At 61.2% G+C, this 14,702-nt stretch carries 14 protein-coding genes; 11 read left to right on the plus strand and 3 right to left on the minus strand.

Annotated elements, in window-relative coordinates; genetic code table 11:
- From HLUSI_RS0116655 to pnuC, 11 genes are all read left to right on the plus strand, one after another.
- The coding region (locus HLUSI_RS0116655) for an FtsX-like permease family protein (protein ID WP_029363628.1) at positions 1-708 on the plus strand (708 nt) is incomplete at its 5' end.
- Positions 701-1,438 carry a lipoprotein-releasing ABC transporter ATP-binding protein LolD gene (gene lolD, locus HLUSI_RS0116660; RefSeq protein WP_016835044.1) on the plus strand — a complete coding sequence of 246 codons (738 nt, stop codon included), beginning with the start codon at positions 701-703 and terminating at the stop codon, positions 1,436-1,438. The genes HLUSI_RS0116655 and lolD, both read left to right, overlap by 8 nt.
- Before the next feature lie 54 nt (positions 1,439-1,492).
- Complete coding sequence (gene argE, locus HLUSI_RS0116665) at positions 1,493-2,665, plus strand: acetylornithine deacetylase (RefSeq protein WP_016835045.1); 1,173 nt, start codon at positions 1,493-1,495, stop codon at positions 2,663-2,665.
- A 96-nt stretch (positions 2,666-2,761) separates the two neighbouring features.
- On the plus strand, positions 2,762-3,559 hold the full coding sequence (locus HLUSI_RS0116670; RefSeq protein ID WP_016835046.1) for a TatD family hydrolase: 798 nt from the start codon (positions 2,762-2,764) through the stop codon (positions 3,557-3,559).
- A 2-nt stretch (positions 3,560-3,561) separates the two neighbouring features.
- Entirely contained in the window at positions 3,562-6,072 is a 2,511-nt protein-coding gene (locus HLUSI_RS0116675; RefSeq protein WP_016835047.1) for a DNA internalization-related competence protein ComEC/Rec2, read from the plus strand.
- 91 nt (positions 6,073-6,163) lie between these two features.
- The gene (locus HLUSI_RS0116680) at positions 6,164-6,979 is read left to right on the plus strand and encodes an alpha/beta fold hydrolase (RefSeq protein ID WP_016835048.1); all 816 of its coding nucleotides are present in this window, start codon (positions 6,164-6,166) and stop codon (positions 6,977-6,979) included.
- Positions 6,980-7,095: 116 nt separating this feature from the next.
- Positions 7,096-8,757 (plus strand): CTP synthase, encoded by a 1,662-nt coding sequence (locus HLUSI_RS0116685; RefSeq protein ID WP_016835049.1) that lies wholly within the window; start codon positions 7,096-7,098, stop codon positions 8,755-8,757.
- On the plus strand, positions 8,754-9,608 hold the full coding sequence (gene kdsA, locus HLUSI_RS0116690) for a 3-deoxy-8-phosphooctulonate synthase (RefSeq protein WP_016835050.1): 855 nt from the start codon (positions 8,754-8,756) through the stop codon (positions 9,606-9,608). Before HLUSI_RS0116685 ends, kdsA begins: the two co-directional genes overlap by 4 nt.
- An 83-nt stretch (positions 9,609-9,691) precedes the next feature.
- Entirely contained in the window at positions 9,692-10,975 is a 1,284-nt protein-coding gene (gene eno / locus HLUSI_RS0116695; protein ID WP_016835051.1) for a phosphopyruvate hydratase, read from the plus strand.
- Positions 10,976-11,027: 52 nt separating this feature from the next.
- Complete coding sequence (gene ftsB / locus HLUSI_RS0116700; RefSeq protein ID WP_016835052.1) at positions 11,028-11,408, plus strand: cell division protein FtsB; 381 nt, start codon at positions 11,028-11,030, stop codon at positions 11,406-11,408.
- A gap of 12 nt (positions 11,409-11,420) precedes the next feature.
- On the plus strand, positions 11,421-12,029 hold the full coding sequence (gene pnuC / locus HLUSI_RS0116705) for a nicotinamide riboside transporter PnuC (RefSeq protein ID WP_016835053.1): 609 nt from the start codon (positions 11,421-11,423) through the stop codon (positions 12,027-12,029).
- 3 nt (positions 12,030-12,032) lie between these two features.
- Here pnuC and HLUSI_RS0116710 read toward each other — a convergent pair whose 3' ends face one another.
- The 3 genes from HLUSI_RS0116710 to HLUSI_RS0116720 form a co-directional block, all read right to left on the minus strand.
- Complete coding sequence (locus tag HLUSI_RS0116710) at positions 12,033-13,598, minus strand: GGDEF domain-containing protein (RefSeq protein WP_016835054.1); 1,566 nt, start codon at positions 13,596-13,598, stop codon at positions 12,033-12,035.
- A 223-nt stretch (positions 13,599-13,821) separates the two neighbouring features.
- Positions 13,822-14,472: a response regulator gene (locus HLUSI_RS0116715; protein ID WP_016835055.1), complete on the minus strand. Its 651-nt coding sequence runs from the start codon at positions 14,470-14,472 to the stop codon at positions 13,822-13,824.
- Positions 14,473-14,513: 41 nt separating this feature from the next.
- On the minus strand, positions 14,514-14,702 hold a 189-nt coding region (locus HLUSI_RS0116720), incomplete at its 5' end, for a hypothetical protein (protein ID WP_029363631.1).

The raw sequence follows: 14,702 nt of genomic DNA on the forward strand, positions 1-14,702 counted from the left end.
CCCCTGCCCCGATTGAAGCAATTTACGGTGGTGGGTATTTTCGAGGCAGGGCATTACGAGTTCGACTCGTCGCTGGCCTTCATCCAGATTGAAGATGCCGAGAGATTGTTCCGTCTTGACGCGCCGTCCGGCGTGCGCTTGCGCATCAAGGACATGCTGCAGGCGCCGCAGGTGACCCAGGAATTGTCGACGCAGCTGACCGGCAACCTTTACCTGCGCGACTGGTCGCAGCAGAACAGCAACTGGTTCGCGGCGGTGAAGACCGAGAAGCGCATGATGTTCATCATCCTGACGCTGATCATTGCGGTGGCGGCGTTCAACCTGGTGTCGACGCTGGTGATGACGGTGACCGACAAGCAGGCCGATATCGCGATCCTGCGCACGCTCGGCGCATCGCCCGGATCGATCATGAAGATCTTCGTGATCCAGGGGGCGCTGGTGGGCCTGATCGGCACCGCATTGGGCGTCGCGTTCGGCGTGGTGGTGGCGCTCAATATCGACGTCATCGTGCCGGCCATCGAGCGACTGTTGCACGTGCAGTTTCTGCCCAAGAGCATTTACGTGATTTCCGAACTGCCGTCCGACCTGATCTGGTCGGATGTGTGGACCATCGGCGCAGTGGCGGTAGTGCTTGCCTTCCTGGCGACGCTGTACCCGAGCTGGGCGGCGGCGCGCGTGAAACCGGCGGAGGCGCTGCGCTATGAGTAACCAGACAAACCACACGAACCAGACGAACAACAACATGAATCAACACGACCAGGCAGTGCTGTCCTGCCGCGGGCTGGGCAAGACCTTCATGCAAGGGAAATATTCGGTGAAGGTGCTCAACGGCGTCGACATCGACGTCAAGCCCGGCGAGCAGGTTGCCATTGTCGGTGTATCCGGTTCGGGCAAGTCGACGCTGTTGCATCTGCTGGGCGGCCTCGATACGCCGAGCGCCGGCAGCGTCACCTTGATGGGCAAGGATTTCGCCAATCTGGGCGAAACTGCGCGCGGCGATTTGCGCAATGCGGCATTGGGTTTCGTCTACCAGTTCCATCACTTGCTGCCGGAATTTTCGGCGCTCGACAACGTCGCCATGCCTCTCATGATCCGCCGCGTCAAACGCGACCAGGCGCAGGAGCAGGCGCGTACGATCCTGGCTCGCGTCGGCCTGGAAAACCGCGTGCGTCACGTGCCGGGCGAGCTGTCCGGCGGTGAGCGCCAGCGTGTTGCGCTGGCGCGCGCATTGGTCACGAATCCGGCCTGCGTGCTGGCCGACGAGCCGACCGGCAATCTTGACCGCAGCACCGCCGACAAGACGTTTGAATTGATGATAGAACTGTCGCAGACGCTGGGCACCGCTTTCGTCATCGTCACCCACGACATCGAACTGGCGCGCCGCTGCGGCCGCGTGCTGCGCTTGTCGGAGAACGGCTTGCTGCCGTATGTCGCCTGAGCGGAAAACCGAACACGAAACAACAGGAAACAAACAGGAAACAAGGATTTCATCATGAATACACGTCAATGGCTTGAACAACTGGTTGCGTTCGACACGACCAGCCGCAACTCCAATCTCGAACTGATCACCTCGGTGCGCGACAGCCTGCAGGCGCAGGGCATCACACCCTGGTTCGCGCATAACAAGGAGCGCACCAAGGCCAATCTGTTCGCCACGCTGCCGGCCACGGAAGGCCCGGACGCCGGCACGATACAGGGCGGCATCGTCTTGTCCGGCCACACCGACGTGGTGCCGGTCGATGGGCAGAAGTGGGACAGCGATCCGTTCACGCTGACCGAGCGCGACGGCTTGCTGTACGGTCGCGGCAGCTGCGACATGAAAGGCTACATCGCCGCGTCGCTGGCGCTGGTGCCGGAGTTTCTGGCGATGCCGCGCAGCAAGCCGCTACACCTGGCGTTCTCCTATGACGAGGAAATCGGCTGCGCCGGTGCGCCGAGCATGCTGGCCGAATTGCAGGAACGCGGCATTCGTCCCGACAGTTGCGTGGTCGGCGAACCGACCAACATGCAGGTGGTGGTGGCGCACAAGGGCATCAATGCCTTCACTTGCCGCGTGCATGGCAAGTCGGCGCATTCCTCGCTGACGCCGCAGGGTTGCAACGCCATCGAATATGCCGCGCGCCTGATTTGCACAATCCGCGATTTTGCCGATGCCTACAAGGTCAACGGTCCGTACGACACGCTGTACGACGTGCCGTTTTCGACCATGACGACCAACCAGATTCGCGGCGGCATCGCGATCAACACGATTCCCGATCTGTGCGAATTCACCTATGAATTCCGCAATTTGCCGGGCATGTCGCCGGACAAGATCCAGGCGCAGGTTACGCAATACGTACGCGATCAGTTGTTGCCGAAAATGCAGGCCGAATATCCGGACGCCAAGATCGACATCGGCATCATCGCCGCCAGCCCGGCATTGGAAACCGCCGAGCAGGAAGCCATCACGGCGCTGGTGCGCGCGCTGACCGAAGACAACGAAAAGCGCAAGGTCGCCTACGCCACCGAGGCCGGGCTGTTCCAGCAAATCGGCATCCCGACCATCGTCTGCGGTCCCGGCGACATCATCCAGGCGCACAAGCCGAACGAGTTCGTGGCGATTGCGCAATTGCAGCGCTGCGAAGAGTTCCTGCGCAAGCTGGGCCGTTCGCTGCAAGCCGCCTGACGATCGGCAGACGCGCTGCTGCATTGGATTGCATCGCGTTGCTTTGAGTCTTTCCTGAACTGCCGGCATCATCTGGATCAACTATGTGGATTAGGTATGTGGGTTGATACGCACTGCCATCTTGATGCCGGCGAGTTTGCCGGTGAAGAGCTCGCCGTCGCCGAGGGCGCGGCCGGGCAGGGCGTAGGCATGATCGTGGTGCCGGCGGTGGCGCCGTTCAATTTCGACGCGGTGGCGCGACTGGCGCGGCAACGCGGCAATTGCGTGTACGCGCTGGGCATCCATCCCTTGTATGTCCCCAACTGCGACGAGAGCGACTTGTCGGCGTTGCGTAATGCAGTGGAGGCCGCGCTCAACGACAAGCGTTTTGTCGCCATCGGTGAAATCGGACTGGACTTCTTTGTCCCGGCGCTGAAGGAACCGGCCATGCGCGACAAGCAGGAGCACTTCTACCGCGAGCAACTCAAGCTGGCGCGCGAATTCGATTTGCCGGTGCTGCTGCACGTGCGCCGCTCGCAAGACATCATCCTCAAATACCTGCGTCGCATTGTCGTGCCAGGCGGAATCGCGCACGCGTTCAACGGCAGTTTCCAGCAGGCGGAAACCTTCATCGGACTGGGTTTCAAACTGGGCTTCGGGGGGGCGATGACGTTCCCGCGTTCGTTGCAGATACGCCGGCTAGCTGCGGAGGTGCCGCTTGAGGCCGTCGTGCTGGAAACCGACGCGCCTGATATTTCTCCCGCCTGGCTGCATCCGCAGCGCAATACGCCGGATCAGATTCCGCGCATCGGCCAGGTGCTGGCCGAATTGCGCGGCATGGACATCGCGGACGTGGCTGCGGCCACCAGCGCCAATGCACATGCGGTGTTGCCGCGCCTGGCTGCGGCGACATAAGCATGCGCAGCGCGATTCTTGGTTTCGCCGCAGGAATTGCCTTTTTGCAGATGCAGGCGCAACTGCTTCCTTTCGAAGGACATATGGCGTTGCTGGCAGCGGCGGTCTTGCTGTTGCTGGCATGCTGGCGGCTGCGGGATACCGGCGCCCGCGCTGTGTGGAAGATTGTCCTGCGCATCGTGCTGTTCAATCTCGCCGGTCTATGCGCTGGCTTCGCCTGGGGCGGCTTGATGGCGCAGTACCGGCTGGACGACGCCTTGCCTGCAGCGTGGGAGGGCCATGACGTCGTCGTGGTCGGCACCATCGACAGCCTGCCGTATCGCTTCGAGCGCGGCGTACGATTCAACTTCAATGTCGAAAGAGTGGCTCCGCAAAACGGCGGCAGGCCGCCGGTGCCGCAGCGAGTCGCTTTGTCCTGGTACAGCCCCGGGGCTTTCGGCCAAGCCGGGGGCGAGTCAGGGCAAGCGGTTCCGGACGTGCGTCCGGGCGAACGGTGGCAGTTCACGGTGCGCCTCAAACGTCCGCACGGCAATGCCAATCCGCATGGTTTCGACTACGAAGCCTGGCTGCTCGAGCAGAACTTGCGTGCGACCGGATCAGTGCGCTCCGATCAGCAATCGGCCTACAAGAATCATCGCCTGCAGGAATTCGTCCTTACGCCATCCAACGCCATCGAGTACGGCCGCGCCTGGCTGCGCGACCGCATCATGTCGGCGCTGCCGCAACAGAAATACGCCGGCGTCATCGTCGCGCTGGTGATCGGCGACCAGCGCGCCATTGAGCAATCCGACTGGAGTATTTTCAACCGCACCGGCGTCGGCCACCTGGTGGCGATTTCGGGATTGCACATCACGCTGATCTCCGGTTTGTTCGGCGCGTTCTCCGGTTGGCTGTGGCGGCGTTCGTTCTTTACGCGGGCGCAGTTGCCGCTGCTGTTGCCGGCGCCCAAGGTGGCGGTGCTGGCCGGTTTGGCGGCGGCGCTGGTCTATGTGCTGCTGGCGGGATTCGGCGTGCCGGCGCAGCGCACGCTATATATGCTGTGCGTGGTGGGTCTGGCGTACTGGACGGGGCGCCTGACGCATATTTCCTATGTGATGTCGCTGGCGCTGGCGGTGGTGCTGCTGTTCGATCCGTGGGCATTGCTGTGGCCGGGCTTCTGGCTGTCGTTCGGCGCCGTGGCGATCATCCTGTACGCCTCTGCCGGGCGCATCGGCGCCGACGTGTCGGCCGAGCCGCAGATCCTGACGCCGGTACAGCGCCATCGCCGTCCTTCTCGCCTTGCCAGGATGCGGCGTTCGCTGCGCGCGGGCGCTTATACACAATATGTCGTCACGCTCGGCTTGTTGCCGCTGACGATGGTGCTGTTCGGACAGTATTCACTGCTCAGCCCGCTTGCCAATGCGGTGGCGATTCCCTTGATCACCCTCGTGGTGGCGCCGCTGTCGCTGCTGGGCAGCATCTTGCCGCCGCCCTTGTCGCAATGGCTGCTGCTGGCCGCGCATACGGTGCTGGAGTGGCTGGTGCAATGGCTGGAATTGCTTGCCGGCCAGCCGTTTGCGGTCTGGCAGACGCCGGTGCCGAGCTGGTGGATGTTCGCCCTGGCCATGGGCGGCACCATGCTGCTGCTCGCCCCGCGCGGCTGGCCGGTGCGCTGGCTGGGCTGGTTCGGCTGGCTGCCGCTGCTGCTCAATGCGCCGATGGCGCCAGCCGAGGGCAGCATGCGGGTGACTGCCTTCGACGTCGGGCAGGGCATGGCCTTGCTGGTGGAGACGCCGGGACATCGTCTGTTGTACGACACCGGTCCGTATTACTCGCCGGAATCCGACGGCGCCAATCGCGTGATCGTGCCGTATCTGCGCGCACGCGGCATCGATCATCTCGACGCCGTGGTGATTTCGCATAACGACAACGACCATTCCGGCGGCGCGCTGTCGCTGTTCAGGGAGATCGCCGTCGACCGCGTGTATTCATCGCTGTCGCCGACCAGCGCGATCGTCCGGGCAGCACCCGATCACAAGCGCTGCCAGGCCGGTCAGCAATGGCGCTGGGACGGCGTGGCGTTCGACATGCTGTATCCGGCGCCGGTCAGTTACGACAGCGACAAGTGGAAACCGAATGCGCGCAGCTGCGTGCTGAAAGTCAGCCTGGGCAAGCGCGCGATTCTGCTGCCCGGCGATATCGAGGCGGTGCAGGAAGATGAGCTCGTCAACGGCGCCGACGCCGCCCGGCTGCGGGCCGACGTCCTGCTGGCGCCGCATCACGGCAGCGGCACGTCGTCGACGGAAGCGTTCCTGCAGGCGGTGCAGCCGAGCCTGGCCTTGTTCCAGGTGGGTTATCGCAACCGCTTCAATCATCCCAAACCGGAAGTGTATGCACGCTACGGCCGCATAGGCATACGCGGCTTGCGCAACGATGAGGCGGGCGCCATCTCGCTGCAATTCGACAAGGCGAACGACAACATAAGCGTGCAGGAATATCGTCGCGAACATGCGCGCTACTGGTACGGAAAATAGCACGCCGGACACCGAAAAAGCACGCCGGAAAAGGCTGACGCCGCGCGTTAATTGCCAGATAATCCGGCAATCAATACGTCCATCCGATGCCATGAACCACCAGCCGACCTTGCCGATCCTGCATTTTGCCCATGCCAACAGTTACCCGGCGGGGACCTACGGCATGTTCTTCGACCAATTGCGCATGCACTACGATGTGCGCGCCTTGCCCATGCATGCGCATAATCCGGCTTACCCGGTGGATGACGGCTGGCGCAAGCTCGGCAAGGAACTGGGCGAGGAACTCGCGCAACGCTACAGCGAACCGGTGATCCTGGTCGGTCATTCGATGGGCGGCATCCTGAGCCTGCTGGCGGGGCGCAAGCGGCCCGACCTGGTGCGCTGCGTGGTCTTGCTGGATTCGCCGATCGTGGCGGGCTGGCGCGCTTCCACGCTGCGGCTGCTGAAGCTGCTGCGCATTGAAAGCAGGCATTCGCCTTCGGTGGCGTCGAGCCGCCGCCGCAACGCCTGGCCGGACATGGAGGCCGCCTATCAGCATTACGCCGCCAAGGCCATGTTCGCGGCCTGGCCCGAGCGCGTGCTGCGTGATTATGTCGCCCATGGCGTCGAGCCCGAGCCGTCCGGCGGCGTCAAGCTGCGCTTTACGCGCGAAACCGAAACCGCGGTCTACCGCACCATCCCGCATCACCTCGGGGCGTTGACGCGACGACAATATCCGGTGCCGGTCGGCTTCGTCGGCGGCATCGATTCGGTGGAGTGCCGGCTGGCCGGACTGGACGCCACCCAAAGGCTGGTGGGGAAGCATTTCAGGCAGATTCCGGGCGGCCATTTGTTTCCGATGGAAGCGCCCGAAGCAGCGGCGCAGGCGACCCACGAAATGATCCGGGGCTTGCTTACAGGGAAATAAGCTGCACCGGATTCCGGCTGGAAATCTGGCGTTTCCGCAAAAGAGGGGGATGAAAAGCGGGCGGTTTGGGGTATAATTCGAATTTCCCGCACGTGCCGTTCGGCACCTTCTTTGTAATGACCAAGTTTGTATTTGTCACTGGCGGCGTCGTGTCTTCCCTGGGTAAAGGGATTGCCGCCGCGTCCCTCGCTGCGATCCTCGAATCGCGCGGCCTCCGAGTCACCCTTCTCAAGCTCGATCCCTACATCAACGTTGATCCTGGAACGATGAGCCCATTCCAGCACGGCGAAGTGTTCGTCACCGATGACGGCGCTGAAACCGATCTGGATCTTGGCCATTACGAGCGTTTCATCACTGCCAAGATGAAGAAGGTGAATAATTTCACCACCGGACAGATTTATGAGTCCGTGATCCGCAAGGAACGCCGCGGCGAGTATCTGGGCAAGACCGTTCAGGTCATCCCGCACATCACCAACGAGATCCAGGATTTCATCCACCGCGGCGCTGAAGGCTATGACGTGGCGCTGGTCGAAATCGGCGGCACCGTCGGCGATATCGAATCCCTGCCGTTCCTCGAAGCAGCGCGTCAGCTGAGCCTGCGCGCCGGCCGCAACGCCGCCGCCTTCGTGCATCTGACGCTGGTGCCGTTCCTGGCCTCGGCCGGCGAACTCAAGACCAAGCCGACCCAGCACAGCGTGCAAAAGCTGCGCGAGATCGGTATTTCGCCGGACGCCTTGCTGTGCCGTGCCGACCGCCGTATTCCCGACGATGAGCGCGACAAGATTTCGCTGTTCTCCAATGTCGTGGTCGACGCCGTGATTTCGGTGTGGGATGCAGATAGCATCTATAAGATTCCACAGATGTTGCACGACCAGGGATTGGATAACATCATCTGCGAAAAACTCGGCCTGTCGCCGAGCCCTGCGGATCTGTCGATGTGGGACAAGCTGATCCATGCGCAAGACAATCCATCGCACGAAGTCACCATCGGCATGGTCGGCAAGTACGTCGATCTGACCGAGTCGTACAAGTCCCTGACCGAAGCGCTGCGCCACGCCGGTATTCATACCGGTAGCCGCGTCAACATCGAGTACCTGGATTCGGAAGAAATCGAGACCACCGGCACTGCCGTCCTGGCCAAGTATGACGCGATTCTGGTGCCGGGCGGCTTCGGCAAGCGCGGCGTGGAAGGCAAGATCGCCGCGGCGAAATTTGCACGCGAGCACAAGGTGCCTTACCTGGGCATCTGCCTGGGCATGCAAGTGGCGCTGCTGGAATATGCACGCAACAAGGCCGGCCTGGCGCAAGCCAATTCCACCGAGTTCGATCCGGAAACGGAACAGCCGGTAGTGGCGCTGATCGACGAATGGCAAAACCACGACGGCAAGGTCGAGAAGCGCGACGCCAATTCTGATCTGGGCGGCACCATGCGCCTGGGTGCGCAGACCTGTGACGTCAAGCCGGGTACATTGGCTTCCGAAATTTACGGCGCCAAGGTGACCGAGCGTCATCGCCATCGCTACGAGGCGAACAATTTTTACCTGCCCCGCGTGGAAGAGGCGGGCCTGATCGTGTCGGCGCGTACGCCGACCGAAGATCTGTGCGAGATCATGGAGCTGCCGCGCACCGGCGGTGAGAATGCCCACCCGTGGTATCTGGGCGTGCAGTATCACCCCGAGTTCAAGTCGACCCCGCGCGACGGCCATCCGCTGTTTATCTCGTACATCAAGGCTGCTCTGGCGCACCATGATGCGACTGCGGCAAAAGGAAAAGCATGAAACTGTGCGGTTTTGACATCGGCCTCGATCAGCCGTTTTTCCTGATCGCCGGTACCTGTGTAATCGAGTCGGAGCAAATGACGCTGGACACAGCCGGCGCCTTGAAAGAGATCACGACTGAACTGGGCATCCCGTTCATCTACAAGTCGTCCTTCGACAAGGCCAATCGCTCGTCCGGTTCCTCGTTCCGCGGTCTGGGCATGGAAAAGGGCCTGGAAATCCTGGCCAAGGTCAAGAAGCAGATCGGCGTGCCGGTGCTGACCGACATCCACGAGATCGACGAGATCAAGCCGGTATCGGAAGTGGTCGACGTCCTGCAGACGCCGGCTTTCCTGTGCCGCCAGACCGATTTCATCCGCGCCTGCGCGCAGTCGGGCAAGCCGGTCAATATCAAGAAGGGCCAGTTCCTGGCGCCGCACGACATGATCAACGTGATCGCCAAGGCGCGCGCGGCGGCCAAGGAAGCCGGCCTGCCGGAAGACAACTTCATGGCCTGCGAACGCGGCGTGTCTTTCGGCTACAACAACCTGGTATCCGACATGCGCAGCCTCGCGATCATGCGCGAGACCGGTGCTCCGGTGGTCTTCGACGCCACCCACTCGGTGCAGCTGCCGGGCGGACAGGGCACGTCCTCGGGCGGCCAGCGTGAATTTGTACCCGTACTCGCCCGCGCGGCGATTGCGGTCGGTATTGCCGGCGTGTTTATGGAAACACATCCGAATCCGGCGGAGGCCAAATCCGATGGCCCCAACGCTGTTCCATTGGCTCGTATCAAGGAGTTGCTGGGCACGATGATCGAACTGGATCGCATTGTGAAGAAATCGGTTTTCCTGGAAAACGATTTTTCCTGAAACTGAGCGGGCGCGGATTTCGTTCCGGCCCGGCTTCCGTCTATAAAAATTTGCTTAAACCCCTGCTTGATGGAGATGTTTGAATGAGTGCAATCGTTGATATTATCGGCCGTGAAATTATCGACTCGCGCGGCAATCCTACTGTCGAATGCGATGTCCTGCTGGAGTCCGGCGTATTGGGTCGTGCTGCAGTGCCGTCCGGCGCCTCGACCGGTTCGCGCGAAGCGATCGAACTGCGCGACGGCGACAAGAGCCGCTATTTCGGCAAGGGCGTGCTGCAAGCCTGCGAGAATATCAACACCGAGATCTCCGAAGCGATCATGGGTCTGGACGCCAACGAACAGGCTTTCCTGGACCGTACGCTGATCGATCTCGACGGCACTGAGAACAAGGCGCGCCTGGGCGCCAACGCCACGCTGGCCGTGTCGATGGCGGTCGCCAAGGCGGCGGCTGAAGAAGCCGGCCTGCCGCTGTATCGTTATTTCGGCGGCAGCGGTTCGATGCAGATGCCGGTGCCGATGATGAACGTCATCAATGGCGGTGCGCACGCAGACAACAATCTCGATCTGCAGGAATTCATGATCATCCCGGTCGGCGCACCGAGCTTCCGCGAAGCGATTCGCTACGGCGCCGAAGTGTTCCATACACTGAAGAAGATCCTGCACGCCAAGGGCCTGACCACGTCGGTCGGCGACGAAGGCGGTTTTGCGCCGAACGTGGCCAGCCACGAAGCAGCGATCCAGCTGATCCTGCAAGCGATCGAAGAAGCCGGCTACGAGCCGGGCACGCAGATCGCCTTGGGCCTGGATTGCGCCGCGAGCGAATACTACAAGGACGGCAACTACCACCTGGCCGGCGAAAACATGGTGCTGACGCCGGCGCAAAAGACCGGTCTGCTGGCATCGTGGTGCGACAAGTACCCGATCATCAGCATCGAAGACGGCATGGCCGAAAATGATTGGGCCGGCTGGAAGTTGCTGACTGAAACGCTGGGCAAGAAGGTGCAATTGGTCGGCGACGATTTGTTCGTCACCAATACCAAGATCCTGAAAGAAGGCATCGACAAGAACATCGCCAATTCGATCCTGATCAAGATCAACCAGATCGGTACCTTGACCGAGACGTTCGCCGCGATCGAGATGGCCAAGCGCGCCGGCTACACCGCCGTGATCTCGCACCGCTCGGGCGAAACCGAAGACTCGACCATCGCCGACATCGCCGTCGGCACCAACGCGCTGCAGATCAAGACAGGCTCGATGTCGCGTTCGGACCGCATGGCCAAGTACAACCAGTTGCTGCGTATCGAGGAAGACCTCGGCGATATCGCCAGCTATCCTGGCCGTTCGGCTTTCTACAATCTGAAATAAGCAAGATGTCCGGCAGCATTCGCCTGCCGGACAATCACCCGGCATTCTTTCGATGCGCCTGATCATCCTCTGCCTCACAGCACTTTTGGTGCTGATCCAGTATCCGCTTTGGCTGGGCAAAGGCGGATGGCTGCGTGTATGGGATCTGGACAAGCAAGTCCAGCAAGCGCAGAAGAAGAATGACGAACTCAAGGCGCGCAACGCCAAGTTGGAATCCGAAGTGGAAGACCTCAAGCAGGGCACCGGTTCGGTCGAAGAGCGGGCGCGCTACGAGCTTGGCATGATCAAGCAGAACGAAGTCTTCATCCAGGTCCTTGACGGCAATGCCGCGGCTGTCTCCAGGACGCCGCAACAGCCCATGCCGTCGGCGCCCGTACCACCTTCAGCCACGCCTGCGTCGTCTCCCTCCCGATCTTCCCCGGCTTCACGCTAGGATCGGCTTGCCATGTCTCTCAACGACAGCCTGCCGCTGTTCGGTTTCGCCGGTCTCGTCACGACACCGCTGGAGCTGATCTCCTTCCTGCTGGCGATCATCACGGTCGCGCTCAATATCCGCCAGAATCACTGGGCCTGGTTGTTTTCCATTTTGTCTTCCGGCTTGTACGGCGTGGTGTTTGTCGACGCGCGCTTGTACGGCGACGCCGGCCTGCAGTGCGTGTTCGTGGCGGTGTCGGTGTGGGGCTGGTATCAATGGCTGCGCGGTGGTGAGCAGCATTTGCCGCTGAAGGCTTCCACGCTGTCGTGTCGCGACATGCTGTGGTCGGGCGTGGCCTGGCTGGCCGGCTTCGCTGTGCTGTCGGTGTTCCTGCGTCATTTCACGGATACCGACGTGCCACACATGGACGGCTTCCTGACGGCGGGAAGTCTGGTCGGACAGTTCCTGCTGTCGCGCAAGAAGGTTGAAAACTGGCTGGTCTGGATTGCGGTGGACGTACTCTACGTCGGCTTGTATCTCTACAAGCACCTGACGCTGACTGCGATTTTGTATGGTTTGTTCGTGCTGCTGGCGATCGCCGGCTGGCGCGCATGGAAGCAGGCGCCGGCCGTGTCCTGAGCTTCAGTCAGCCAGGATCACGCGATTCTTGCCGGCGTTCTTGGCCTTGTACAGCGCCACGTCGGCGCGCTTGATCAGATCGGCCTGGGTTTCGCCTTGCGCGCGATAGGCCACGCCGGCGCTGAAGGTGATCAGCAAACGCTGCGTGTTGTGCATGAAAATGCGCTTGGTCAGTTCGCGCTGCACACGGGTGATGATCTGCATCGCTTCAGCCGGCTCGGTTTCCGGCAGCAACACCAAAAACTCCTCTCCGCCGAAGCGAGCGATCACGTCCAGCTTGCGCAGCGTTTCCTTGACCACGTTCACCAGATGCACCAGCACTTCGTCGCCGGTGGCGTGACCGTGCGTGTCGTTGATGCGCTTGAAATCGTCGAGGTCGAGCAGGGCGATGCACAGCGGCGCGCCCAGGCGATCGGCGTTCATGATCTCGCGCTCCAGCGATTCGTCCATGCCGCGGCGGTTGAGGCTGCCGGTCAGCTGGTCTTCACGCACCAGTTCTCCCATGTGCACCAGTTGCGACTCCAGGGCGGTGATGCGGGCTTCGGCTTTTTGCATTTCCTGGCGCGCATTGATCATTTCGTCGCGCGAGCGCAGCGCTTCGTCCTGGGCTTCCTTCGTCGCGTTCATGATGCCGTTGAGCACCGAGTTGAGATCGCTGATGTCCGAGGCCTGGCTGATTTGCTGCGAAAAAGTAGCGATGGTCTTGTGATAGTTGTCGGTCGTCGACACCATCGCGCTGAGGCGATCGACGAAGGTCAGCATCATGTTCTTGGCGGTGACTTTTTCTTCGCTCAGCGTATTCTTGAGCAGGCCTTGCTTGAAGATGACTTCCTTCAGGGTCTTGGTGGCGTCGGCCAGCGAGGTCTTGCTGATCGGGCCGTTGATCAGTTCCTGCACGGCGGTGATCTGGCTGCTCAGCCACGATCCTTTCTCCAGCAGGCCGTGGATGTTCTCCAGCAACAGCTGGAACAGGCGCATCAATAATTCCTGCTGCAGGGCAATGTCTTCGCTCTTGAGTTCAATCTGGAAGCTCATCTGCTTGAGGCGGCCGATGACCTCGTTCATGGCCTGTTCGGAGAACGCGGTCTTGAGATCGAGGCCGATCGATTTCGATTCGTTCGCCAGTTCCGGCGCTTCGATCAGCAGCGACGCCATGTTGAAGATCAGCACGCGCGCCAGCACCTCGCGCAGCATCTTTTCCTTCTTGCTGTCGCGGATGAATTCGCGTTCCGGATCGATCGGCACGAGTTGGCCGTGCGGGACCAGGTTGCGCGATGGAAAATATTGCTCGACGAAATTGTCCAGCTCGTCGTTGTAGTCTTTCCAGTCGCTGCCGTTGATCGCCATTGTCAGGCGCAGGCCGAGCTTGCCGATGTCGCCCGGCTGCTGCGTCAGGTGCTGGGCGAACGCGGTGAGGACGCCTTCCGGCTTCAGGTCGCTCTTGGTGCCGACGATTTCTTCGTAGGCCTCACGATAGGCGTCAGGAGTAGGGGCAATGCGGCGTGTGGCGAGTTGCTGGAAGGCTTCTCGCGCGATATCGACGGGACTTTGATCTGGCTTTTTTTGCATGCCTGATGGGCGGCTTCTTATTCAAACGGATTGCGACAAGTCTCATGGCTTCCCGCCGGATGACGCGGAACAATGTCCCGCGATATGGCGTTCTTTACCTCGGCAAGGACAGTTGATGTCGTTTAATGCTTATTTCTTGACGACATTGCAACGGGTAGGACGAGATTTGTCTTTTAACGCATTTTACCGTCTGGCGGTTTACACCGGCAGGCCGGTTGCGTATTTATTCGACTAAGTTGTTTTTCAGCGCATAGTGCGTGAGCTCGGCGTTGTGGCGCAATTTCATTTTGGCCAGGACGCGTGAACGATACATGCTGATGGTTTTGACCGAGAGCAATAATTCGGCCGCGATATCGCTGACGGTCTTGCCGGACGCGATCATCACCATGGTCTGGTATTCCCGGTCGGACAGGGTTTCGTGCAGTGGTGTTTCGTGGTCGAAGCCGATCTGGTTGGCCAACTCCTGCGCCAGCGACGGGCTGATGTACTTGCGGCCAGCGGCGACCTGGCGGATCGCGTTGATCAATTCGGCCGGCGCCGCCTGTTTGTTGAGAAAGCCCGCCGCGCCGGCCTTGAGGGCGCGGATGGCGTACTGGTCTTCGCGGTGGATGGACAGCATCAGCACCGGCAGCTTGGGAATTTCCTTCTTGATTTGCTTGAGGACGTCGATGCCGGTGCGATCCGGCAGGATGATGTCAAGCAGCAGCACGTCGCAGTTGCCCAGGCGCGTCAGCTTGATGGTTTCCAGCCCGTTCTCGGCGTTGCCGACGACGATGATGTCCTTGGTGCCGCTGCAGATCTGCCGGAGGCCTTCGCGCACGATCGCATGATCGTCGGCGATCGCCACTTTGATGGCAGAACTGTTCTTTTTCATTATTGGCATGGGTTGCTATCTGTCTCCGGCTGAACGTGGCGTTATTTTATAAGGTTAGCAGCGGATGGGGCAGGAAGCGTCAACAGCAGTTGCGTGCCGCCGCTTTCACCTTGCGACACCTCCAGCGTTGCGCCGACCAGTGCGGCGCGTTCGTGCATGCCGCGCAAGCCCGACGACTGCGGCCGCGTACCGGCATCCTGCGGCAAACCGGCGCCGTCGTCAATAGCAGT

Origin of the sequence: Herbaspirillum lusitanum P6-12 (genome assembly GCF_000256565.1) — a bacterium.
In the GTDB taxonomy this organism is placed as follows: Bacteria; Pseudomonadota; Gammaproteobacteria; order Burkholderiales; family Burkholderiaceae_D; genus Herbaspirillum; species Herbaspirillum lusitanum.

Excerpts from the sequence above, each read along its gene's own strand:
- lolD (WP_016835044.1), top strand. The coding sequence starts at position 701 with ATGAGTAACCAGACAAACCACACGAACCAGACGAACAACAACATGAAT.
- argE (WP_016835045.1), top strand. The coding sequence starts at position 1,493 with ATGAATACACGTCAATGGCTTGAACAACTGGTTGCGTTCGACACGACC.
- HLUSI_RS0116670 (WP_016835046.1), top strand. The coding sequence starts at position 2,762 with ATGTGGGTTGATACGCACTGCCATCTTGATGCCGGCGAGTTTGCCGGT.
- HLUSI_RS0116675 (WP_016835047.1), top strand. The coding sequence starts at position 3,562 with ATGCGCAGCGCGATTCTTGGTTTCGCCGCAGGAATTGCCTTTTTGCAG.
- HLUSI_RS0116680 (WP_016835048.1), top strand. The coding sequence starts at position 6,164 with ATGAACCACCAGCCGACCTTGCCGATCCTGCATTTTGCCCATGCCAAC.
- HLUSI_RS0116685 (WP_016835049.1), top strand. The coding sequence starts at position 7,096 with ATGACCAAGTTTGTATTTGTCACTGGCGGCGTCGTGTCTTCCCTGGGT.
- kdsA (WP_016835050.1), top strand. The coding sequence starts at position 8,754 with ATGAAACTGTGCGGTTTTGACATCGGCCTCGATCAGCCGTTTTTCCTG.
- eno (WP_016835051.1), top strand. The coding sequence starts at position 9,692 with ATGAGTGCAATCGTTGATATTATCGGCCGTGAAATTATCGACTCGCGC.
- ftsB (WP_016835052.1), top strand. The coding sequence starts at position 11,028 with ATGCGCCTGATCATCCTCTGCCTCACAGCACTTTTGGTGCTGATCCAG.
- pnuC (WP_016835053.1), top strand. The coding sequence starts at position 11,421 with ATGTCTCTCAACGACAGCCTGCCGCTGTTCGGTTTCGCCGGTCTCGTC.
- HLUSI_RS0116710 (WP_016835054.1), bottom strand. The coding sequence starts at position 13,598 with ATGCAAAAAAAGCCAGATCAAAGTCCCGTCGATATCGCGCGAGAAGCC.
- HLUSI_RS0116715 (WP_016835055.1), bottom strand. The coding sequence starts at position 14,472 with ATGAAAAAGAACAGTTCTGCCATCAAAGTGGCGATCGCCGACGATCAT.